Source organism: Streptomyces sp. NBC_01092 (assembly GCF_045039535.1).
Taxonomy (GTDB): Bacteria; Actinomycetota; Actinomycetes; order Streptomycetales; family Streptomycetaceae; genus Streptomyces.
Genome location: NZ_CP108659.1, coordinates 8,804,084 through 8,825,792 on the forward strand (window position 1 = coordinate 8,804,084; position 21,709 = coordinate 8,825,792).

Below are 21,709 nucleotides of genomic sequence, written 5' to 3' on the forward strand. Positions count from 1 at the left end.
TCAGACCTGGCCGTACACGTGGAACCCCTGTCCGGACTTGCGGCCCAGCAGCCCCGCCTCGACCATCCGCTGGAGCAGCGGGGGAGGGGCGTAGAGGGGCTCCTTGAACTCGTCGTAGAGGGACTCGGCGATCGAGGCGACGGTGTCCAGACCGATCAGGTCCGCGAGCCTGAGCGGGCCCATGGGGTGGGCGCAGCCCAGTTCCATGCCGGTGTCGATGTCGGCGGCGGTGGCGAAGCCGGACTCCGCCATCCGGATCGCGGACAACAGGTACGGGACGAGGAGCGCGTTGACGACGAAGCCCGCCCGGTCCCGGGAGCGGATCACAGTCCTGCCGAGCGCACCGGCGGCGAAGTCCTCGACGGCGGCGATCGTCTCGGCCGAGGTGTGCAGGGAGGGCACGACCTCCACCAGCGGCAGCACGGGTACCGGATTGAAGAAGTGCAGGCCCACGACCCGGTCCGCGCGGCCGGTCGCCATGCCGAGCCGCATGATCGGCAGCGAGGAGGTGTTGGTCGCCAGCACGGCCGCCGGATCCTCGACGATCTTGTCGAGCGCGGCGAACACCTCGGTCTTGGCGTCCGGGTTCTCCACCACCGCCTCGACCACGAGCTGCCGGTCGGCCAGGTCCTCCAGGCCGCCGGTGAACACCAGACCGGCGAGGGCATCCCGCGCGGCGGACTGCTCCAGCTTGCCGCGTCGCACACGGCGGTCCAGCGACGCCGTCACCCGTTCCCGGGCGGCGCGGGCCGCGACCGCGTCCACCTCGCACACCACGGTGTCGAGCCCGGCCAGCGCGCACACCTCGGCGATCCCGGCCCCCATCTGCCCGCCGCCGACCACCCCGACCCGTCGGATGCCCCCGCTCATGCCCCGGCCTCCGTCCGGCGCACGAGATGACGGGAGTAGGCGTCCGGGGTGAAGAACAGCGGCAACTCGCCCGCCAGCGCCATCCGTTCGAACAGCGCGCGGATCTCCTCGACCGGCGCCCACGGGTACTCGGCGCCCAGCGCCACGACCTCGTCGTCGAGCAGCGTCAGCACCGTCTCCCGGTCGATCACCCGGTGCCGCAGCCACTGCCAGATCTGCACACGAGCGATCTCCGCGGTGGCCGCGTCCTCCATCAGGCCGCCCAGCGCCACCGCACCCTGACCGCGCAGCCAGGCCGCGAAGTACCTGAGCGCGACAGCGATGTTGGTGCGCACCCCCTCGGAGGTCGGCGGGCCGCTGATCCGGCGCACCGACAGCAGGTCGCCGGCGGTGACCTCCACGTCGTCGCGCGTACGGTCGATCTGGTGCGGCCGTTCGCCGAGGACACCGTCGAACACCTCACGGCACACCGGCACGAGCCCGGGATGGGCCACCCATGACCCGTCGAACCCGTCCTCCGCCTCCCGCTCCTTGTCCAGCCGGACCCTGGCCAGCGCGGCGTCCTTCGCGGCCGGGTCCTTGCCGGGCACGTGGGCGGCCATAGCGCCGATGGCGTGGGCACCGCGCCGGTGGCAGGTGCGTACGAGGAGTTCGGTGTAGGAGCGCATGAACGGGGCCGTCATCGTCACCTGTGCCCGGTCCGGCAGCAGGAAGTCCGTCCGGTGGCCGAAGGTCTTGATCAGGCTGAACAGGTAGTCCCAGCGGCCCGCGTTGAGGCCGGAGCTGTGCTCGCGCAGCTCGTAGAGGATCTCCTCCATCTCGAACGCGGCGGTGATCGTCTCGATGAGCACGGTGGCGCGGATCGTGCCGCGGGGGATGCCGAGCAGTTCCTGGGCGAGGACGAAGACGTCGTTCCACAGGCGGGCCTCGTACCGGTTCTCCAGCTTCGGGAGATAGAAGTACGGGCCCTGGCCCGCGTCGATCTGGCGCTGGGCGCAGTGGAAGAAGTACAGGCCGAAGTCGACGAGGGCGGCGGGCACGGGCCGGCCGTCGTACGCGAGGTGCTCCTCGTCCAGATGCCAGCCGCGGGGGCGGACCACGAGGGTGGTGTGCCGCTCGCCGACGTCGAGCAGGGTGAGCTGCCCGTCGATGAGGTTGCCCCAGGTCGGCGAGGTGGCGTCCTCGAAGTCGGCCACCCACACCTGGGCACCGGAGTTGAGCGCGTCGGACGCCGTACGGCGATCGGGCGGCCCGGCGATCTCCACGCGCCGGTCGGCCAGTCCGGGTGCGGGCGGTGCGACACGCCAGGTCGGGTCGGCGCGGATGGCTGAGGTGACCATGGGGAAGTCGAGCGCAGAGCCCGCGGCGAGCCGGAGGGCCTGTCGCCGGCGTTCCTTCATCAGGTCCTGACGGCGCTCACCGAACTCCGCGGCCAGGCGGCCGACGAAGTCCAGAGCGGCGGGCGTGAGGATCTCGTCGTGGCGGTGGCCGGGGGCGCCCAGGATACGGACGTGGTGAGTGACTGCAATGATGGACATCGGGCTCTCCTTGTCGAGGCCGTTCAGGGCATCGCCCCAAAGGGGCGCGGGGAACTGCGCGACCAGCCCCCACGCACCCGCAGACAACAAACCGGACCTAGTGGAACTGCTCTTCCTCCGTGGAACCGGCAAGCGCGGTCGTCGAAGACGCAGGATTGACGGCGGTCGACACCAGGTCGAAGTACCCCGTCCCGACCTCACGCTGATGCTTGACGGCGGTGAAGCCGTACTGCTGGGCGGCGAACTCCCGCTCCTGAAGGTCGACATACGCCGTCATCCCCTGCTCGGCATAACCCCGCGCAAGGTCGAACATCCCGTGGTTCAGCGAGTGGAACCCGGCCAGCGTGATGAACTGGAACCGATAGCCCATCGCCCCCAACTCCCGCTGAAACTTGGCGATCTGGTCGTCGTCCAGCGCGGCCTTCCAGTTGAAGGACGGCGAGCAGTTGTAGGCGAGCATCTGATCCGGGTACCGGGCGTGGATCGCCTCCGCGAACTCCCGTGCCTGCGCGAGATCCGGCGTACCGGTCTCGACCCAGATGAGGTCGGCGTACGGGGCGTAGGCGAGCCCGCGTGCGATGACCGGCGCCATGCCGTTGCGGACTCGGTAGAAGCCCTCCGCCGTGCGCTCGCCCGTGACGAACGCGGCGTCGCGCTCGTCGACGTCCGTGGTGAGGAGGTTGGCGGCGAGGGCGTCGGTGCGGGCGATGACGACGGTCGGCACATCGGCGATGTCGGCGGCGAGCCGGGCCGCGTTGAGGGTGCGGATGTGCTGCGAGGTCGGCACCAAGACCTTGCCGCCAAGGTGCCCGCACTTCTTCTCCGACGCGAGCTGGTCCTCGTAGTGAATGCCGGAGGCCCCCGCCGCGATCATCGCCTTGGTGAGCTCGAAGGCGTTCAGCGGGCCGCCGAACCCGGCCTCCGCGTCGGCGACGATCGGCGCGAGCCAGTCGGTGCGGTCCTCGCCGCCCTCCGCGGTGGCGATCTGGTCGGCGCGCAGCAGTGCGTTGTTGATCCGACGGACCACCTGGGGAACGGAGTTGGCCGGGTACAGGCTCTGGTCGGGGTAGGTGTGCCCGGCCTGGTTGGCGTCGGCGGCGACCTGCCAGCCGGACAGGTAGATGGCCTGGAGCCCCGCCTTGACCTGCTGCACGGCCTGGCCGCCGGTGAGCGCGCCGAGTGCGTGGACGTAGTCCCGCTCGTGCAGTTGGCGCCACAGCCGCTCGGCGCCGCGCCGGGCCAGGGTGTGCTCCTCGCGGACGCTGCCGGAGAGCCGTACGACGTCCTCGGCGGTGTAGGTGCGCTCGATGCCCTGCCACCTCGGGTCGGTGGCCCAGCGCCGCGCGAGTTCCCCGGCCGCCTGCGTGCTCGCCTCTGCCATGACTGTCACCGTCTCCTCGGTAGGGGGTGTCTGTTGCGTCTGCCAAGCCTGTGCCGCTCGCGGCAGGCAATGGCACTGCGTGTCGTTGAAGGAAATGCGGCCCGCGATCCGCAGGGCGAATCTGAGCAATGTCGCCTTTCCTGCGGGCCGCACTGAAACTCTGGCACTGGCACTGAGTGCCATCAAGCATGGCTGTCTGCCAAGTTCTGCGAATCTTCTCGCCGCCGATTGCCAAGCTTGCGAAGGGTGCGAACGACGCCGGTTCGCCTACGCTGGCCAGGTCCCGTTCCGGATCCGACAGGAGCCCAGGTGAGCAAGACCTACGCGGGCGCGCGGCTGCGGCGGCTGCGCGACGAACGCCGGATGAGCCAGGCGGAACTCGCCCGCGCCCTGGGTATCTCCCCGAGTTACCTGAACCAGATGGAGCACGACTCCCGCCCGCTCACCGTGCCCGTCCTGCTCCGGCTCACCGAGACCTTCGGCGTGGACCCGGGATTCTTCTCCGAGCGCGACACCGCCCGGCTCGTGGCCGATCTACGTGAGGCGCTGACCGGCGAGATCGCCGCCGCCCGGGTCTGCGCGACCGACCTGGGCGAACTGGCCGCACGGATGCCCGCGGTCGCCCAGGTCCTGCTCGACCTGGGCCGTCGCAACCAACTCCTGTCCGAGCGGCTGGCGGGAGCGGCGGACGGCCGTGACACGGCCGACGAGATGCCCCACTCGCCCCGCTCCCCGCACGAGGAGATCCGCGACTTCTTCTACCGCCGCCAGAACTACCTCCACGACACCGACCTCGCCGCCGAGCAGCTGGCCGGGGAGATCGGCATCCGGCCCGGCGAGGTCATGCGGGCCCTGACCGCACGCCTCGCCGACGCCCACGGCATCCGCCTGTCCACCGGATCCGAGGAGCACCTGTCCACCGGCTCCGGCGACCACCTGCACCACTACGACGAGCCGACCCGCACCCTCCACCTGTCGACCCGCCTGCGCCCCGGCCAGCGCGCCTTCCGCATGGCGACGCAACTCGCCCTGCTGGAGTACGCGGACGAACTGGACCGGCAGGCGGCCGAGGACTTCCCCGCCGACTCGCCCGCCCACACCCTGGCCCGCATCGGCGTCGCCAACTACTTCGCCGCCGCGCTGGTGCTGCCGTACACCGCCTTCCACGCGGCGGCCGAGGAGGTCCGCTACGACATCGAGCGGCTCACCGACCGCTACGGCCTCGGCTACGAGACCGTCTGCCACCGCCTCAGCACGCTCCAACGGCCCCGCCTGCGCGGAGTTCCCTTCTCCTTCGTGCGGGTCGACCGCGCCGGCAACATGTCCAAGCGGCAGTCCGCGACCGGGTTCCACTTCTCCCGGGCCGGCGGCACCTGCCCGCTGTGGAACGTCTACGAGGCGTTCGCCGCGCCCGGCAGGATCCATGTCCAGATCGCCGAAATGCCGGACGGGCAGCGGTACTTGTGGATGGCCCGCGCGGTCACCCGGCACCGCGGCGGCTGGGGCGAGCCCGGCAAGACCTTCGCCATCGGACTGGGCTGCGAGATCCGCCACGCACACCGCCTCGTCTACTCCGACGGCCTCGACTTCACCAGCCCCTCCGCCGCCACCCCGATCGGCATGGGCTGCCGGGTCTGCGAACGCCTCGACTGCCCCCAGCGGGCCGCACCGCCCCTCGGGCGGACCCTGCGCATCGACCAGAACACCAGCACGTTCGTGCCGTACCCCGTGACCGGGCGCACGACCTGAGAGCCGTACGGAGTTGATAGCCTCCTCGGGCCAGTCGAGCCACATCCGAGGCCAGGGAATCCGGTGCGAATCCGGAACTGACGCGCAGCGGTGAGGGGGACGGGCGGGGCACAGAACGCCACTGGGAGACCGGGAAGGCGCCCCGACCGGACGAACCCGAGTCCGAAGACCTGCTGGCACCTCCGCGCCGCCCCGGCGGGGAGGACGTCCGTAGGCCGGCTCCGCGTACGAGCCCCGACCAACCGAGGCATGATGTCCCACCAGCGGCCTGAGTTGCCCGCCGAGCGCCCGTCCGCCGAACCTGCACCCTGTCGCGTGGTCGTGTGCCGGGACTGCTGCTGCGGCACATCCAAGGTGACCGGTGTCGATCACGCGCAGCAGACCGCGCGCCTCGCCGAGCAGGTGCCCATGCGCATCTCCGACTGCCTCGACGTGTGCGAACACGCCAACGTGATCGTCGTCCAGCCCAGCGCCGCAGCCCGCAGGACCGGCGCCCGCCCGGTCTGGCTCGGCCTCGTCAACGACCCCGACGCGACCGAGGACATCATCGACTGGGTACGGGCCGGCGGACCCGGCGTCGCACCCTGTCCCGACGTGCTCGACCTCTACACCTTCACGCCGCCCAGGCTGAGCGCGCCGAAGCGGTCGGAGCCGGCTGGTTGACGCCCGAGTGCGTTGTCCCGTCGCGGGATCGTCAATCGGTCCTGGCGCGCAGGCTCCGCGCCAGGGTGGGAATCATCACCGTCGCGGGGACGAGGTGCAGCCCGACGAGGGCGGTGGTGGTGGCGGTGTCTGCCCCGGAGAGGAGGGGCGGGACCAACGAGATCGCGGTCAGTGCCACTGCCGTCCACACGAATCGCTCGGCGGGGCGAGCGCTCCACCGTAGAAGAGCGACGGCAATGACGACGCCCACGACCGAGAAGAAGCCGGTCACCACGGCGAACCCGGACAACGGGATCGTCTCGCCACCATCGGGCACCTCGAAGTCGACTCCGACGGCCTGGGCAGACGCAGCGACGAGGGTGGTGGCCACGATCGCTGCGAGCGTGGCCAGGAAGCCGGTGCCGGCGAGCCTGCGGAATCGGTGGGAGGCGCTGGTCCGGCCCGATTCCGGGCCTGCTACGACCCCGTTGTCATTCATGCTGGTCATGGCGTTCCTTCATCCGCCGGCAGGCGCTCCGGCAGCCCGAGCCGCGGGAACTGGTCGTCGTGGAACGTGATGATCTCGGTGATCGCCCCGCCGGTGACGCGCAGGACGTCGATCGTCAGCGGCAGGTACGCGCCCTCCTGCTTCTGCCAGAGGTAGAAGGCGAGGGCCGGCTGCCGGTTCACGGAGGTTTGGACGGCGCGCAGGCCCTTCATGCCCTCGAAGCCGCTCTCGACCCAGTAATTCACCACCGTGTCGCGGCCGACGTACAGGCCCGGCGTGGGCGGCATCGAGGAGCGGACGTCGTCCCGCAGCATCGAGGCGAGCGCCGGGATGTCCGTGGCCACGCTGGCGTCGGTGAAGCGGCGTACCAGCTCGCGCGTCCCCGCGTCCTCCTCGCCGCCGGACCAGTCCTGCCGCTCGGCGGGCAGGTGCTCCCGCATGCCTGCGCGGGCCCGCTGCAGCGCGCTGTTCACGGAGTTGACGGAGTCCCCGAGGGCCTCCGCGACGTCCTTCGCCGGCCAGCCGAGCACGTCCCGCAGGATCAGCACGGCCCGCGGGCGCGGCGCGAGGTGCTGGACCGCGACCAGGTACGCCAGCTCGATCGTCTCCCGCGCGACGGCGACGGACTCCGGCTCGTCGGCCTCGCCCGCGGGCAGCTCGTCGAGCAGCCGGTCCGGGTAGGGCTGCAGCCACAGCACCTCGCCGCCGGTCGCGGGCTCCGGGCGGCGCTTGGCCAGCAGGTCCAGGCAGGCGTTGGTGGCGATCCGGTACAGCCAGGCCCGGAACGTCGACCGCCCCTCGAAGGTCTCCCGGCGCCGCCAGGCACGCAGGAACGTCTCCTGCACGGTGTCCTCGGCGTCCTCGAACGACCCGAGCATCCGATAGCAGTGCACGTGCAGCTCCCGCCGGTGCCGCTCCGCCAGCCCCGAGAACGCCGGCTCGTCCACCTCGCCCAGACCGCTCACGCCCAGCTCCTCCAGCCGCGTGTCCGCACTCATCACGTCATCCTTCCGTCTCTTCGTGTCCCGTCGTAGGTGTGACGCGTGCGGGCGCGACAACTCATCACTCTGAGATGCGCGCCCCAAGGATTCGGACCCCGGCGCAGCGATCACTCCCCGTTTGACACGGTTCGGAGCGGTGGCATCGTGGTAGGCGGGGGCCAGGGTTGGGAGGCTCGGCGTGGCATCCGGTTCGGCATGGCGTTCCGCAGCGCGGCAACTGCCACTCAGGCTCACCGTCGGCGCGTTCTTCCTCAATTCCGGACTGTCGAAACGCGACGCGGACCAGGCCACCGCTGAGCGACTCCAGCAGTTCGCCAGCGCCACCTACCCCTCCCTGGGCAGGCTCGACGCCCAGACGTTCACCCGGCGGCTCTCCACCGGGGAGATCGCCGTCGCCGCCGCGCTGCTCGTGCCGGTCGTCCCTGCCGCCGTCGCCGGGGCCGCGCTCACCGCGTTCTCGTGCGCCACTCTCGGGCTGTACCTGCGTACGCCGGGCATGCGTCAGGAAGGCAGTCTGCGCCCCACCGAGCAGGGAACCGTGCTGGCCAAGGACGTATGGATGCTGGGCATCGGCCTCTCCCTCATCGCCGAGGGCCTGACCGGACACCGGGGACCCGCGGCCACCGCCCTCGGCCCTCGGTGCCACAGGCGCAAGCTGCGACGCTGATCAGGCCACCGCCCCAGGGGAATGACGCCAGGGGAGCCGACATGGCTTGGACGACATGGTTCTTCGAGCCCGGCCATACCGGCGCGGAGTTCCGCGCCAGGCACATGATGGTCACCTACGTGCGAGGGCAGCTCAAGAACGTGCACGGCCGGCTGCAGGTCGATCCCGACGAGCCGGAGAACGCCCGCGTGAACGCAACCATCGACGCGACCCAGGTGTACACCGGTCAGCCCGATCGTGACGCCCATCTGCGCAGTGCCGACTTCTTCGACGTCGAGCACCACCCGACGTGGACATTCGTCGGGTCGTCCGTGCATCAGCTCAGCGCAACCGAGTTCGAGGTCACGGGAGATCTCACCGTGCGGGGCGTCACGCGCTCCGTGGCCTTCGACGTCACCTACTTGGGACAGTGGGACACCCCCTGGTGGGAGGACGGTCGGGACCGGGGCCCCAGGCGACGCGCCGGGTTCAAGGCCACCACCCGCATCAATCGCCATGACTTCGGGGTGAGTTGGAACGACGTGGTCGAGCGGGGCGGAGTCGTCGTCAGCTCCATGGTCGATGTCGTGGTGGACATCGAGGCCGTCCTTGAGGCCGGCGAACCGGCCGCCTGAGCGCGCTTGTCGGCCCCGGGGCAGCGGTGGTCAGATTCTCCCCACGGCCCGTTTCGCTGCTGCACACGTGCACCGACGTACACAAACACCGAGGTCATATATGCAATTCACGACCCGCCCGACCCTGAGCGGCACCTTCGGCATGGTGTCCTCCACCCACTGGCTCGCCTCGCAGTCCGCGATGGCCGTGCTGGAGCGTGGCGGCAACGCGTACGACGCCGCCGTGGCGGGCGCGTTCGTGCTGCATGTGGTCGAGCCGCATCTCAACGGTCCGGCCGGTGAGGTGCCGATCCTCATCGCCCCGGCGGGCGGCGAGGTGCGGGTGGTGTGCGGGCAGGGCGTGGCCCCGGGCGGGGCGAGCGTCGCGCACTACCGGGGGCTCGGGCTGGACCTCGTGCCCGGGACGGGACCGCTCGCCGCCGCCGTGCCCGGCGCCTTCGACGCCTGGATGCTGCTGCTGCGCGACCACGGGACCCGGACGCTCGCCGAGGTGCTCGCATACGCCATCGGGTACGCCGAACACGGGCACGCGCCCGTGGAACGCGTCGGCGAGACCGTCGAGACCGTGCGGGAACTGTTCGAGACGGAGTGGACCTCGTCGGCCGAGGTGTATCTGCCGGGCGACAGGGCGCCCCGCCCCGGTGAGCTGCTGCGCAATCCCGCCCTCGCCGCCACCTGGAGGCGACTGCTCGACGAGGTCTCGGGCCCCGGGGACCGGGTCGCGCAGATCGAGGCCGCGCGGGAGGTGTGGCGGTCCGGCTTCATAGCCGAGGCCCTCGTACGGCAGGCTCAGCGGCCCACCATGGACACGAGCGGTGAGCGGCACTCCGGCACGCTCACGGCCGCCGACCTCGCCGGCTGGTCCGCGACCTACGAGGCGCCGGCGACGTACGACTGGAACGGCTGGACCGTGTGCAAGGCGGGCCCCTGGAGCCAGGGCCCCGTCCTCCTCCAGCAGCTCGCGCTGCTCCCGCCCGAGCTGCCCCGGTACGGGTCCGCCGAGTACGTCCATCTGCTGATCGAGGGCTGCAAGCTGGCCATGGCCGACCGGGAGGCCTGGTACGGCGACGCGGCCGGGGTGCCGCTGGCCGAGCTGCTGTCGGACGAGTACAACGCGCCCCGGCGGGAGCTCGTCGGCGAGAAGGCCTCGCACGAACTGCGGCCCGGCAGCCCCGGCGGGCGCGCCCCGCGACTGTGCGCCCACGCGCGCGTGGCGGCCACTGCACGGCCCGGCTCAGAGGCCCTGGGCGCCGGGGAGCCGACCGTCGCCAAGCGTTCCACGTCCCCGGTGCCGGCCGAGCCCGATGTCGCCGCCGACGGCGGCACCCGGGGCGACACCTGCCACCTCGACATCGTCGACCGCTGGGGCAACATGATCGCGGCCACCCCCAGCGGCGGCTGGCTCCAGTCCAACCCCGTCGTGCCCGAGCTGGGCTTCCCGCTCGGCACCCGGCTCCAGATGAGCTGGCTGGAGGAGGGCCTGCCGAACTCCCTGACGCCGGGCCGACGGCCCCGCACCACCCTGACGCCCTCCATCGCCCTGCGCGACGGCGTGCCCGTCCTGGCCTTCGGCACGCCCGGCGGGGACCAGCAGGACCAGTGGCAGCTGCACTTCCTCCTCGCGGTCGCCCTGCGCGGCCCGGTCCGCGGCGGACTCGACCTCCAGGGCGCGATCGACGCCCCGAACTGGCACAACGACAGCTTCCCCGGCTCCTTCTATCCGCGCGGGATGCGGCCGGGGAGCGTGACCGTGGAGTCCCGCATGGACGCCGCGGTGGTCGAGGAGCTGCGGCGGCGTGGTCATGACGTGACCGTCGGTGACGCCTGGTCGGAGGGCCGGCTGTGCGCGGTGGCGAGGGACCCGCGGACGGGCGTCCTGTCCGCCGCGGCGAACCCGCGCGGGATGCAGGGATACGCGGTCGGGCGCTGACGAGTCTCTGACGACAGGCTCCTGACCTGCCGATACGCGCCCCTCATATTCACGCCGACGCCATCCGGCGGCTACCCGGCGGGCGGGGTTTGTCAGTGGAGCGTGTTCTTATTGACGCGTGATCGAATACAACGAAACCATCGAAGAGTTTCTCGCACAGCACTCGGCCGACGTGGAGGAAGCGGTCCGCAAGGCGGCCGCGGCCGAGATCATGCCGCGCTTTCAGCAGCTCGCCGAGCACGAGATCGACCAGAAGAGCGGACCGCACGACCTGGTGACCGACGCCGACCGGCTCGCGGAGCAGTACCTCACCGAGGCGCTCAGCGCGCTCCTGCCCGGCTCGGTCGTGGTCGGCGAGGAGGCGGTGCACGCAGACCCGGCGTCGTACGACGCGATTCGCGGCGACGCCCCGGTCTGGATCGTCGACCCCGTCGACGGCACCCGCCAGTTCGTGCAGGGCGACACCGGCTTCTGCACCCTGGTCGCGCTCGCCCAGCGAGGCACCCTGCTCGCCTCCTGGACCTACGCCCCCGCCCGCGACCAACTGGCCACGGCGATACGGGGCCGGGGCGCCCACCTCGACGGCGTACGGCTGCGCTCCGGCGCGCCGGAGCCCGGCGCCGACCTGCGCGTGGCCACATCCCACCCCGACTACACGACCGACGAGCAGAAGCAGGCGCTGCTCGGCCTGTGGAGCGAGGGCGTACGGCCCCGCGCCTGCGGTTCGGCGGGCCTTGAGTATCTCGCCGTCGCCCGGGGCGAGTTGGACGCGACGGCGTTCAGCTGGGAGGCCGCCTGGGATCACGCCGCGGGCATCCTCCTGGTCGAGGAGGCGGGCGGCACGCACCTGACCCACACGGGCGAGCCGTTCCGTATCACCGGCGGCAATGCGCTGCCGTTCACGACGGCACGGGACGAGGCGACGGCTCGGCGGGTGGTGGGTCTGCTGGCCGACGGTGCGTGATCACGCACCCACACTCGGGGGAGCGACCGGCCCCCACGTCCCCCAGTCGCGACACGACCGATCGCGACCGAGCACTCGGCGAGGCCGTCCGCACACTGATGGTGTCAGTGGCCCGGCATATCCTGATCCTTCAAAGGCCATCGGCTGACGAAGGAGTCCGAACGTGCCGTCGATGCTCGATGCCGTCGTGGTGGGTGCAGGGCCGAACGGACTGACCGCTGCCGTGGAGCTGGCCCGCCGCGGCTTCTCCGTGGCCGTGTTCGAGGCACGCGACACCGTCGGCGGGGGAGCCCGCACCGAGGAGCTGACCCTCCCCGGCTTCCGGCACGACCCGTGCGCCGCCGCACACCCCCTCGGCATCAACTCACCCGCGTTCCGCGCCATGCCGCTCGACCGCTACGGCCTGGAGTGGCTGCACGCCGGCCTGCCGATGGCGCACCCCTTCACCGACGGCACCGCCGCCGTGCTGTCCCGGTCCGTCGCCGAGACCGCGGCCTCCTTCGGGCCGCGCGACGCGGGGACGTACCGCAGGCTGGTCGAGCCGTTCCTGGCCAAGTGGGACACCCTGGCCCGGGACTTCATGTCCCTGCCCCTCACCGCGCTGCCCCGCGACCCGGTCACGCTCGCCCGGTTCGGCCTGGTCGGGCTGCCGCCGTCCACCTGGCTGATGCGGCGCTTCAGGGACGAGCAGGCCAGGACCCTGTTCTCCGGCCTCGTCGCGCACATCATGGCCCCGCTGGGCGGCTTCGCCACCGGCGCCGTCGGCCTGGTCTTCGCCCTCGCCGCCCACGCCCGCGGCTGGCCCCTGGCCCGCGGCGGCTCCCAGTCCATCTCGGACGCCCTCACCGCGTATCTCAAGGACCTCGGCGGCACCGTCCACACCGACTACGAGGTCAAGCGGCTCGACGACCTGCCGCCCGCGCGCGCCTACGTCTTCGACACCTCGCCCACCGCCCTGGCCCGCATCGCCGGCTTCGGCAACTACTACGAGGGCTATCGCTACGGCCCAGGCGTCTTCAAGATCGACTACGCCCTGGACGGCCCGGTGCCGTGGACCGCGCCGGAGGCCCGCCGGGCCGGCACCGTGCAGATCGGCGGGAACAGCGCGGAGATCGACGCCGCACTGCGCGCCGCGTCCCGGGAGGGCCGGGCGCCCGCCAAGCCGTTCATGATCACGGTGCAGCCCAGTGTCGTCGACTCCACCCGTGCGCCCGAGGGCAAGCACGTCTTCTGGGCCTACGGTCATGTCCCGAACGGCTGGACCGGAGACCTCACGGACGCGCTCGAACGCCAACTGGAGCGCTTCGCCCCGGGTTTCCGTGACCGCGTCCTCGCCCGGGCGACGGCCGGCCCGCCCGAACTCGCCGTCCGCAACGCCAACTACGTCGGCGGGGACATCGGCTCCGGCGCCGCCTCCGGACTCCAGCTCCTGCTGCGTCCCAAGCTGTCGCTGTTCCCCTACACCACCCCGCACCCCGCGGTCTTCATCTGCTCGTCGGCGACGCCGCCCGGACCGGGCGTGCACGGCATGTCGGGGCACAACGCGGCCAAGGCGGTGTGGCGGCGGCTGCGCCAGGAGCCGTGAGGCCCGTTGCACGGCCGCTGCTCAAACGACCCACTTTTACCGGTAGTTGAGGCCGCAGGGTAAGGAAAACCTGTGTCTTCTTTGTCACTCCGCTTACCGGGGGGTAGGTAGCTGCATGCCCAACCGCCGCGAGTAGGGTGCCGCCATGAAAGATCGGAAAGCGGTTGCCCGCTGTGGATCCCGGTCTGCCGTGCGCCTCGCCGACCTCGCCCTGCTCGTCAGAGCGCCGGCCGCGCTGAGTGTTCCCGGTGACGTGATCGCGGGAGCGGCCGCCGCCGGACGGCCGCTGGGCGCCCGTACGTTCTCGGTGATCGGTTCCTCCGTCTGTCTCTACTGGGCCGGTATGGCCCTCAACGACTACGCCGACGCGGCGGTTGACTCCGTCGAGCGGCCCGAACGACCTGTGCCGTCGGGGCGGGTTCCGCGGCGTACCGCGCTGGCCGTGGCCGGGGGGCTCACGGCGGCGGGGATCGGTCTCGCGGCGGTGGCGGGGGGCCGCCGTAGCGTCGGAGTCGCCGTGCCGTTGGCCGGGCTGGTCTGGGCGTACGACCTGAAGCTGAAGTCCACCGCGGCGGGAGGCTTCGCCATGGCGGGGGCGCGGATGCTGGATGTGCTGGCCGGGGCGGTCGTTCCGGGGCCCGGCGCCGCGTCCGTCGGTACCGCGCTGCGAGGCGCGGCAGTGCCCGCCGCGTTGGTCGGCGCCCATACCGGCACGTTGATGGCGCTCAGCCGTCATGAGATCGGCGGTGCGCCGGTGCGGGTTCCGGTTCGGACGCTGGGTGTGTCGGTGGCGACGGTGCTTGCTGCGGCGGCCGTTCCGGTTGCCTGGGCCGACTACGGACGTGCCGCGAAGGGTTGTGTGTCGTCTGCCGCGCCGTCGTGGCTGGTCGCGCCCCGCGGCGGAGCCGCAGATCGACACAGCCCCGCGCCCCTTAGGGGCGTTGCCGGCGCCGCTTCTTCCATGAGGCTCCGCACCGCCGTCACCGTCGCCGGTGCCCTCGCCTACCTCGGTACCTATGGCACCGCCCAGGCCCGTGCCGTGCAGGAGCCCTCGGCCGAGAACGTGCGGCGGGCCGTCGGGGCCGGGATTGTTGGGCTGGTGCCTCTTCAGGCCGCGTTGACCGCGCGCGGCGGGGCGCCGGTCGTCGGCGCCGTGCTCGGACTCGTTCACCCCCTCGCGCGACGGCTGGCCCGGCGCATATCGCCCACCTGAGACCCACCCACCTCCGTGTGAGGAACCGGCACCATGAGACCTCCCCCCACGCCTCTCAGATTCGGCTACGGCACCAACGGCTTCACCCACCACCGGCTGACCGACGTCCTCACCGTCCTCGCCGACCTCGGCTACGACGGCGTCGCGCTCACCCTGGACCACAACCACCTCGACCCGTACGCCGAGGACCTGCCCCGCCGCGTCACCGCCCTCGCCCGGCAACTCGGCCGGCACGGTCTGGACATCACGGTGGAGACCGGCGCCCCCTACTTCCTCGACCCCTGGGGCAAGCACCTGCCCACGCTGATGTCGGACGGCTCCGAGCTCAGGATCGACCTCCTGCGCCGCGCCCTGCGCATCGCGGCAGACCTCGGCTCGCCCACCGTCCACCTGTGCAGCGGCCCCGCCCCGAAGGGGCTGGACGAGCAGGACGCCTGGAAGCGGCTCGCGGCGGGCATCGAGGCCGTGCTGGAGAGCGCCGAGAAGTACGGGGTGGCGCTGGCCTTCGAGCCGGAGCCGTACATGTTCGTCGACACCGTGGAGCGGTGCCTGCAGCTCGCTCAACTCGTCGACGGACACCCGCTGTTCGGGATCACTCTGGACGTCGGCCACGCGCACTGCGTGGAGGAACGCCCCGTGCTCGACTGTGTGCGCCGGGCCGCGTCGCTCGTGCGCAACGTGCAGATCGAGGACATGCGGCGCGGCGTCCACCAGCACCTCGAATTCGGCGCCGGCGAGATCGACTTCCCGCCCGTGCTGGCCGCCCTGCGCGAGCTCGGGCACCTCGGCCTGGTCTCCGTGGAGATCCAGGGCGGCTCGCTCGACGCGCCCGAGGTCGCCCGCCGCTCGATCGAGTTCCTGCGCGCGGCCGAACGGACCGCCGCGGACGCATAGCCGCCGCCCCCCTCCACTCTCCATCCGGCCCAACTCCTCCCCCCTCCGCCGTCTCCCTTTCCCTTCCCGGAAGTTGCCCCCCATGGCTGTCCCCACCGCTGCCCCCTCGGCTCCGCCGGACCCCCGCCCCGCCCTGGCCGCCGTACTCGACGACACGGCCCGCACCTGGCTCGACCGCGGCGCCGCCGAGGTCGCCGCCGAACCTCCCGCCGTGCGGCGTCTGTTCCCCGCCGCCCGAAGGCGCTGCGGGCGCGGCCGCCTCTCCGGCCACTGGAGCGTCGACGAGGCCGCCCGCGCCGTCCTGCTCACCGCACTGCCCCTGCGCGGCCAGGCCCTCGCCGACGAGGTCACCCGCCTCCATCGGCATGGCGACCCTGCCGAACAACGTGCGGTCCTTCGGACCCTGCCGCTTCTCGACCTCGGCGACCTCGCCCTCCCCCTCGTACGGGAGGCCCTGCGCGGCAACGACACCACTCTGATCGAGGCTGCCCTCGGCGCGTACGCCGCGGCGCACCTCCCGGACGCGGAGTACCGCCAGGCCGTACTGAAGTGCGTCTTCTGCGAGATCCCGCTGGACCGCGTGGCGGGACTCGACGCCCGCGCGGACCGCGAACTGGCCCGGATGCTCGCCGACTTCGCCCACGAGCGGATCGTCGCGGGACGGGACGTACCCCAGGACATCCGGCCCATCCTCCAGGTCTTTCCGGACGTCATCGGCGAGGAACTCCAGCACGCCCTCAAGGAAAAGAGCTGACCGTGCGCATCTTCGACCCCCATATCCACATGACCTCCCGGACCACCGACGACTACGAGGCGATGTACGCCGCCGGGGTGCGCGCCGTCGTCGAGCCCGCCTTCTGGCTGGGCCAGCCCCGCACCTCGCCGGAGAGCTTCTACGACTACTTCGACGGGCTGCTCGGCTGGGAGCCGTACCGCGCCGCGCAGTTCGGCATCCAGCACTTCTGCACGATCGCGCTCAACCCGAAGGAGGCGAACGACCCGCGCTGCCTCCCGGTCCTCGACGAACTGGACCGCTACCTCGCCAAGGACCGGGTCGTCGCCGTCGGCGAGATCGGCTACGACTCGATGACGCCGCAGGAGGACGAGGCGCTCGCCCGCCAGCTCCAGCTCGCCCTCGCGCACGAGCTGCCCGCCCTCGTGCACACCCCGCACCGCGACAAGGCCGCCGGCACCCGGCGCACCCTGGACGTCGTCCGCGAGTCGGGCATCGCCCCCGAACTCGTCGTCCTCGACCACCTGGGCGAGCTCACCGTCGGCATGGTCCTCGACAGCGGCTGCTGGGCCGGGTTCTCGATCTACCCGAAGACCAAGATGAGCGAGGACCGGATGGTCGAGATCCTCAAGGAGCACGGGACAGAGCGGGTGCTCGTCAACTCGGCCGCCGACTGGGGGCGTTCGGACCCGCTGAAGACGCGGAAGACCGCCGACGCCATGCTCGCCGCCGGGTTCGACGAGGACGACGTAGACAAGGTGCTGTGGCGCAACCCCGTCGCCTTCTACGGCCAGAGCGGGCGGCTGGAGCTGGAGGAGCCCAAGCCGGACGAGGCGGCCACCTTCCAGGGCAACTCCATACGCCGCGGGGGAGCGTGAGGATCGCATGCGCTTCGTGCATCCGGACGGTACGACCGTCCACCTCGGCTACTGCAGCAACGTCCACCAGGCGGAGGACCTGGAAGGTGTGATCGCCCAGCTCGCGGATCACGCGGAGCCCGTGCGCGAGCGCCTCGGCACCGGACGGCTCGGCATCGGGCTGTGGCTGGCACGCGGTGTCGTCACCGAACTCGCCGATGACGAGGGCGCGTTGGGGCGGCTGAGGAGCGAGTTGCGGGTGCGCGGACTGGAGACCGTCACGCTCAACGCCTTCCCGTACGCCGGCTTCCACCGCGAGGTCGTCAAGAAGGACGTGTACCTGCCCGACTGGGCCGACGAGGCCCGGCTGAACTACACCCTGGACTGCGCCCGCGTCCTCGCCGCGCTCCTGCCGGACGACGTCGACCACGGCAGCGTCTCCACCCTGCCCCTCGCATGGCGCACCCCCTGGACCCGTGCCTGCGCCGAGGAGGCCCGGCACGCCCTGGACCGGCTGACCACGGGGCTCGCCGCGCTGGAATCGTGGACGGGCCGCCGTATCCGCGTCGGCTTCGAACCGGAGCCGGGGTGTGTCGTCGAGACCACCACCCAGGCGGTACGTGAGCTGGGCGGACTGGACCCCGACCGGCTCGGGATCTGCCTCGACGCCTGCCATCTCGCCGTCCAGTTCGAGGACCCGGCCCACGCGCTGCGCCGGCTCACGGAAGCCGGCATGCCCGTCGTCAAACTCCAGGCGTCCTGCGCCGTGGAGGCCGCCCGGCCGGCCGACCCCGCCGCCCGCGCGGCCCTGCACCGGCTCGCCGAACCCCGGTTCCTGCACCAGACCCGCACCGTGACCGACGGCGACGTCCTCGGTGTGGACGATCTCGCCGACGCCCTCGACGGCGGCCTTCCCGACGCCGACGGCCCGTGGCGCGTCCACTTCCACGCCCCGCTGCACACCCGGCCCGAACCCCCGCTGCGTACGACCTCCGCCCAGCTCGACCTGGTCCTCGCCGGGCTGCTGGGCGGCGCCTCGGCCGACTGCGACCACATCGAGGTCGAGACCTACACCTGGTCCGTCCTGCCCGAACCGCCCGCCGACCTGCCCGGTGGCATCGCCGCCGAACTCGCCTGGGCCCGGGACCGGTTGACCGGCCTCGGCCTCAAGGAGGACCCCTCATGAACCGTGTGGTCGTACTCGACATCGTCGGCCTGACCCCGAAACTCCTGAAGCACATGCCGGCCGTCGCAGCCCTCGGTGAACGCGGCTTCCGGGCCCGGCTCGACACCGTGCTCCCCGCCGTGACCTGCACCGTCCAGTCGACCCTCCTCACCGGCGAACCGCCGTCCACCCACGGGGCGGTGGCCAACGGCTGGTACTTCCGCGACCTCGGCGAAGTCATGCTGTGGCGCCAGCACAACGCCCTCGTCGGCGGCGAGAAGATCTGGGAGACGGCCCGCAGGGCCGACCCCGACTACAAGGTCGCCAACATCTGCTGGTGGTACGCGATGGGCGCCGACGTCGACTGGACGGTCACCCCGCGCCCCGTCTACTACTCCGACGGCCGCAAGGAACCCGACTGCTACACCTGGCCGCCCTCCCTGCACGACGAACTCACCGACCGGCTCGGCCCGTTTCCCCTCTTCACCTACTGGGGCCCGAACGCGGGCATGCCCTCCACCCAGTGGATCCTGGCCGCCGCCCGCCAGATCTTCGACGAGCACCACCCCGACCTCACGCTCGTCTACATCCCGCAGATGGACTACGAGCCCCAGCGCTCCGGCCCCGACTCACCCGCCACCGTCGCCGCGGCCCGCCGACTCGACGACGCCCTGCGCCCGTTGATCGACCACTACCTGCGCGCGGGCGCGACCGTCGTGGCGCTCAGCGAGTACGGCATCACGCCCGCCTCCCGCCCCGTCGACATCAACCGCGCCCTGCGCCGGGCAGGGCTGCTGGAGGTGTACACGCAGGACGGCATGGAGTACCTCGACCCGTGGACGTCCCGCGCCTTCGCGGTCGCCGACCACCAGGTCGCCCACGTGTACGTCCGTGACCCCGCCGACATCGAGGCGGTCGCGAAGCTCGTCGCCGAACTCGACGGCGTGGAGCGCGTGCTGGACGCCGACGGCAAGGCCGCGCACGGACTGGACCACGAGCGCTCCGGCGAACTCGTCGCCCTCGCCGACGCCGACGCCTGGTTCACGTACTACTACTGGCTCGACGACGAGCGCGCCCCCGACTTCGCCCGCCAGGTCGAGATCCACCGCAAGCCCGGCTACGACCCCGCCGAGCTCCTCTACGACGAGACGGTTCCCGCGGTGAAGCTGCGCGCCGTCGGCCAGGTCGCCCGCAAGAAGCTGGGCTTGCGCTACCGCCTCAAGACGGTCCCGCTCGACCCGTCCGCCGTCCGCGGCAGCCACGGCCGCCTGCCCGCCGACCCCGCCGACGGCCCCGTACTGCTGTGCTCGCAGCCGGACCGGGCGAGGGAGTCCTACGCGGCCACGGAGGTCAAGTCCCTGCTGCTGGGCCTCGCGGGCCTGCACACGGAAGGAACGGAGCGATGACGACCCACCCGGCCCTCCCCACGATCCGCCCCCTGCTCGACCCGGCCCCCGAGTACGCCAAGTGGCGGTCCGAGGAGCCGATCCGCCGCGTGACGATCTGGGGCGACAACAGCCCGTGGCTCATCACCGGTCACGAGGACGCCCGCACGGTCCTCGCGGACCCCCGCTTCAGCGCGGACGCGAACCACCCGAACTTCCCCCACACCCGCCCCGGAGCCCCGCCCCAGGCCCCCGGTCTCTTCCATCAGATGGACCCGCCGGACCACACCCGGCTGCGCCGCATGCTGATCCCCGACTTCACCTTCCGGCGCATCGAGCAGATGGAGGACGCGCTCCGGCGCATCTGCGACGACCTGCTGGACGCGATGACGCTCGGCGGCGCGACGGAAGCGGACCTGGTGGAGTCGTACGCACTGCCGCTGCCCACCCTCGCCATCTGCGAACTGCTCGGCGTGCCCTACGAGGACCACGGCTTCTTCCGCGCGAAGTCCAACGCCCTCACCAGCGTCGCCGGCGACCCGGCCGAGGCGATGAACGCCCGCATGGCGCTCTACGGCTATCTGCGCGCCCTCATCGAGCGGCGCGCGCAGGAGCCCGCCGACGACCTGATCTCCCGGCTCGCCACGGAACGCGTGGCGACCGGCGAGGCCACGCTCGACGAGGTCACCGGCATGGTCTGCCTGCTCCTGCTGGCGGGCCACGAGACGACGGCGAACATGTTCCCGCTCGCCGTGATCGCCCTGCTGCACCACCCGGCCCAGCTGGACGCACTGCGCGTCGACGAGTCCCGCTGGCCGGCGGCGGTGGAGGAGCTGCTGCGCCATCTGACCGTCATCCATTCCGGGATACGGCGGGTCGCCACCGAGGACGTGGAGCTGTCCGGGGTCCGCATCCGGGCGGGCGAGGGCGTCGTGGTGGCGCTGCAGTCGGCGAACCGCGACCCGTCGGCGTACTCCGACCCCGACGCCCTCGACGTCCACCGCGACGCGGCCGGCCACCTCGCCTTCGGGCACGGCCTGCACCAGTGCCTCGGCCAGTCGCTGGCCCGCGCCGAACTCCGCCTGGGCCTGTCCACCCTGTTCCGCAGGCTCCCGATGCTGCACTTGACGACGCCGCCCGAGACGCTGGCCCTGTCCACCAGCACCGTCCATGGAGTGCGCTCGCTGCCGGTCGCCTGGCGGTGAACCTGCGGTGGCGGTACTGCCCTGCTATAGAGGCAGTCATGACCACCATCAGGCTCGTGCAGGGCGACATCACACGAGAGACGGTCGACGCGATCGTCAACGCCGCGAACTCCTCCCTCCTCGGCGGGGGAGGAGTCGACGGCGCCATCCACCGCCGCGGCGGCCCCGCGATCCTCGCCGCCTGCCGCGACCTGCGCGCCTCCCACTACGGCAAGGGCCTGCCCACGGGACAGGCGGTCGCCACGACCGCGGGGGAACTTCACGCCCGCTGGGTCATCCACACGGTGGGCCCGGTCTGGTCGGCCTCCGAGGACCGCTCGGAGCTGCTGGCCTCCTGCTACCGGGAGTCCCTCCGCGTGGCCGATGAGCTGGGCGCCCGCACGGTCGCGTTCCCGGCCGTCTCCACCGGCGTCTACCGGTGGCCCATGGACGACGCGGCGCGCATCGCGACGCAGACGGTACGCAACACGCCGACCTCCGTCGAAGAGGTGCGGTTCGTCCTCTTCGACGCCGCGGCGTACGACACTTTCGCCCGGCAGCTCGGCTGACGGGTCCCGCCCCGCTCGCCACCCCCGGCTCCGCCACCTCTCCCGTTCATTTGCCCTCCGTTCGGCCTTCACTCATCTGTGAACACAGAACGCACACAGATCCGCGACTCTCAGTGCGCTTTGGGTGATTCTTCGTCGCTGGCGAAAAACAGCCCATCGGGTGAAGGGGAGAGGGGGTGGTTTCCATGGTTTCGTCACGGTTCCTGTATGTGGTTTGGGGGACGCCGCAGAGACCCGTGGGGGAGGAACAGTCGGTCGGC

General features: G+C 71.8%; 20 protein-coding genes and 1 riboswitch. Of the genes, 15 read left to right on the forward strand and 5 right to left on the reverse strand.

Annotation, left to right across the window (positions count from 1 at the left end; all coding sequences use genetic code 11):
- The 3 genes from OG254_RS39800 to aceA form a co-directional block, all read right to left on the reverse strand.
- Window positions 1-870 carry a 3-hydroxybutyryl-CoA dehydrogenase gene (locus tag OG254_RS39800; protein WP_405592047.1) on the reverse strand — a complete coding sequence of 290 codons (870 nt, stop codon included), beginning with the start codon at window positions 868-870 and terminating at the stop codon, window positions 1-3.
- Window positions 867-2,408: a malate synthase A gene (aceB, locus tag OG254_RS39805; protein WP_405592050.1), complete on the reverse strand. Its 1,542-nt coding sequence runs from the start codon at window positions 2,406-2,408 to the stop codon at window positions 867-869. Before aceB ends, OG254_RS39800 begins: the two co-directional genes overlap by 4 nt.
- Before the next feature lie 97 nt (window positions 2,409-2,505).
- A complete protein-coding gene (aceA, locus tag OG254_RS39810) occupies window positions 2,506-3,789 on the reverse strand; it encodes an isocitrate lyase (RefSeq protein ID WP_405592053.1) in 1,284 nt (427 codons plus the stop codon).
- Between the two features lie 309 nt (window positions 3,790-4,098).
- Between aceA and OG254_RS39815 the strand changes: the two genes are divergently transcribed.
- Entirely contained in the window at window positions 4,099-5,538 is a 1,440-nt protein-coding gene (locus OG254_RS39815) for a short-chain fatty acyl-CoA regulator family protein (RefSeq protein ID WP_405592056.1), read from the forward strand.
- Between the two features lie 14 nt (window positions 5,539-5,552).
- Window positions 5,553-5,731, forward strand: a riboswitch (cobalamin riboswitch).
- A gap of 59 nt (window positions 5,732-5,790) precedes the next feature.
- On the forward strand, window positions 5,791-6,201 hold the full coding sequence (locus OG254_RS39820; protein ID WP_405595471.1) for a (2Fe-2S) ferredoxin domain-containing protein: 411 nt from the start codon (window positions 5,791-5,793) through the stop codon (window positions 6,199-6,201).
- Window positions 6,202-6,232: 31 nt separating this feature from the next.
- On the opposite strand, the gene OG254_RS39825 is transcribed toward OG254_RS39820, so the two are convergent.
- Window positions 6,233-6,688 (reverse strand): DUF6069 family protein, encoded by a 456-nt coding sequence (locus OG254_RS39825; protein WP_405592059.1) that lies wholly within the window; start codon window positions 6,686-6,688, stop codon window positions 6,233-6,235.
- Window positions 6,685-7,686, reverse strand: coding sequence for an RNA polymerase subunit sigma-70 (locus OG254_RS39830; RefSeq protein WP_405592062.1), 1,002 nt, complete (start codon window positions 7,684-7,686; stop codon window positions 6,685-6,687). The genes OG254_RS39825 and OG254_RS39830 overlap by 4 nt, the downstream gene beginning before the upstream one ends.
- A 181-nt stretch (window positions 7,687-7,867) precedes the next feature.
- On the opposite strand from OG254_RS39830, the gene OG254_RS39835 reads away from it, so the two are divergent.
- From OG254_RS39835 to OG254_RS39895, 13 genes are all read left to right on the forward strand, one after another.
- A complete protein-coding gene (locus OG254_RS39835; protein ID WP_405592065.1) occupies window positions 7,868-8,356 on the forward strand; it encodes a hypothetical protein in 489 nt (162 codons plus the stop codon).
- A 41-nt stretch (window positions 8,357-8,397) separates the two neighbouring features.
- Window positions 8,398-8,970 carry a YceI family protein gene (locus OG254_RS39840; protein ID WP_405592068.1) on the forward strand — a complete coding sequence of 191 codons (573 nt, stop codon included), beginning with the start codon at window positions 8,398-8,400 and terminating at the stop codon, window positions 8,968-8,970.
- A 100-nt stretch (window positions 8,971-9,070) separates the two neighbouring features.
- Window positions 9,071-10,900 carry a gamma-glutamyltransferase family protein gene (locus OG254_RS39845; protein ID WP_405592071.1) on the forward strand — a complete coding sequence of 610 codons (1,830 nt, stop codon included), beginning with the start codon at window positions 9,071-9,073 and terminating at the stop codon, window positions 10,898-10,900.
- A 118-nt stretch (window positions 10,901-11,018) separates the two neighbouring features.
- Window positions 11,019-11,864: an inositol monophosphatase family protein gene (locus OG254_RS39850; RefSeq protein WP_405592074.1), complete on the forward strand. Its 846-nt coding sequence runs from the start codon at window positions 11,019-11,021 to the stop codon at window positions 11,862-11,864.
- A gap of 172 nt (window positions 11,865-12,036) precedes the next feature.
- A complete protein-coding gene (locus OG254_RS39855; RefSeq protein ID WP_405595473.1) occupies window positions 12,037-13,449 on the forward strand; it encodes a phytoene desaturase family protein in 1,413 nt (470 codons plus the stop codon).
- A 190-nt stretch (window positions 13,450-13,639) separates the two neighbouring features.
- Window positions 13,640-14,662 (forward strand): SCO3242 family prenyltransferase, encoded by a 1,023-nt coding sequence (locus OG254_RS39860; RefSeq protein ID WP_405592077.1) that lies wholly within the window; start codon window positions 13,640-13,642, stop codon window positions 14,660-14,662.
- A 33-nt stretch (window positions 14,663-14,695) separates the two neighbouring features.
- Window positions 14,696-15,556 (forward strand): sugar phosphate isomerase/epimerase family protein, encoded by an 861-nt coding sequence (locus OG254_RS39865; RefSeq protein WP_405592080.1) that lies wholly within the window; start codon window positions 14,696-14,698, stop codon window positions 15,554-15,556.
- Window positions 15,557-15,638: 82 nt separating this feature from the next.
- Window positions 15,639-16,310 (forward strand): EboA domain-containing protein, encoded by a 672-nt coding sequence (locus OG254_RS39870; RefSeq protein WP_405592083.1) that lies wholly within the window; start codon window positions 15,639-15,641, stop codon window positions 16,308-16,310.
- A 2-nt stretch (window positions 16,311-16,312) separates the two neighbouring features.
- Window positions 16,313-17,167, forward strand: coding sequence for a TatD family hydrolase (locus OG254_RS39875; protein ID WP_405592086.1), 855 nt, complete (start codon window positions 16,313-16,315; stop codon window positions 17,165-17,167).
- Window positions 17,168-17,174: 7 nt separating this feature from the next.
- A complete protein-coding gene (eboE, locus tag OG254_RS39880) occupies window positions 17,175-18,332 on the forward strand; it encodes a metabolite traffic protein EboE (protein WP_405592089.1) in 1,158 nt (385 codons plus the stop codon).
- Window positions 18,329-19,717, forward strand: coding sequence for an alkaline phosphatase family protein (locus tag OG254_RS39885; RefSeq protein WP_405592092.1), 1,389 nt, complete (start codon window positions 18,329-18,331; stop codon window positions 19,715-19,717). The genes eboE and OG254_RS39885 overlap by 4 nt, the downstream gene beginning before the upstream one ends.
- Window positions 19,714-20,901 carry a cytochrome P450 gene (locus OG254_RS39890; protein ID WP_405592095.1) on the forward strand — a complete coding sequence of 396 codons (1,188 nt, stop codon included), beginning with the start codon at window positions 19,714-19,716 and terminating at the stop codon, window positions 20,899-20,901. Before OG254_RS39885 ends, OG254_RS39890 begins: the two co-directional genes overlap by 4 nt.
- A 38-nt stretch (window positions 20,902-20,939) precedes the next feature.
- Complete coding sequence (locus OG254_RS39895; RefSeq protein WP_405592098.1) at window positions 20,940-21,449, forward strand: O-acetyl-ADP-ribose deacetylase; 510 nt, start codon at window positions 20,940-20,942, stop codon at window positions 21,447-21,449.
- Window positions 21,450-21,709 lie beyond the last annotated feature (260 nt).

Bases quoted from the DNA above. Each gene is read 5' to 3' on its own strand.
- OG254_RS39800 (WP_405592047.1), bottom strand. From the start codon at position 870: ATGAGCGGGGGCATCCGACGGGTCGGGGTGGTCGGCGGCGGGCAGATG.
- aceB (WP_405592050.1), bottom strand. From the start codon at position 2,408: ATGTCCATCATTGCAGTCACTCACCACGTCCGTATCCTGGGCGCCCCC.
- aceA (WP_405592053.1), bottom strand. From the start codon at position 3,789: ATGGCAGAGGCGAGCACGCAGGCGGCCGGGGAACTCGCGCGGCGCTGG.
- OG254_RS39820 (WP_405595471.1), top strand. From the start codon at position 5,791: ATGTCCCACCAGCGGCCTGAGTTGCCCGCCGAGCGCCCGTCCGCCGAA.
- OG254_RS39825 (WP_405592059.1), bottom strand. From the start codon at position 6,688: ATGACCAGCATGAATGACAACGGGGTCGTAGCAGGCCCGGAATCGGGC.
- OG254_RS39830 (WP_405592062.1), bottom strand. From the start codon at position 7,686: ATGAGTGCGGACACGCGGCTGGAGGAGCTGGGCGTGAGCGGTCTGGGC.
- OG254_RS39840 (WP_405592068.1), top strand. From the start codon at position 8,398: ATGGCTTGGACGACATGGTTCTTCGAGCCCGGCCATACCGGCGCGGAG.
- OG254_RS39845 (WP_405592071.1), top strand. From the start codon at position 9,071: ATGCAATTCACGACCCGCCCGACCCTGAGCGGCACCTTCGGCATGGTG.
- OG254_RS39855 (WP_405595473.1), top strand. From the start codon at position 12,037: ATGCTCGATGCCGTCGTGGTGGGTGCAGGGCCGAACGGACTGACCGCT.
- OG254_RS39865 (WP_405592080.1), top strand. From the start codon at position 14,696: ATGAGACCTCCCCCCACGCCTCTCAGATTCGGCTACGGCACCAACGGC.
- OG254_RS39870 (WP_405592083.1), top strand. From the start codon at position 15,639: ATGGCTGTCCCCACCGCTGCCCCCTCGGCTCCGCCGGACCCCCGCCCC.
- eboE (WP_405592089.1), top strand. From the start codon at position 17,175: ATGCGCTTCGTGCATCCGGACGGTACGACCGTCCACCTCGGCTACTGC.
- OG254_RS39885 (WP_405592092.1), top strand. From the start codon at position 18,329: ATGAACCGTGTGGTCGTACTCGACATCGTCGGCCTGACCCCGAAACTC.
- OG254_RS39890 (WP_405592095.1), top strand. From the start codon at position 19,714: ATGACGACCCACCCGGCCCTCCCCACGATCCGCCCCCTGCTCGACCCG.
- OG254_RS39895 (WP_405592098.1), top strand. From the start codon at position 20,940: ATGACCACCATCAGGCTCGTGCAGGGCGACATCACACGAGAGACGGTC.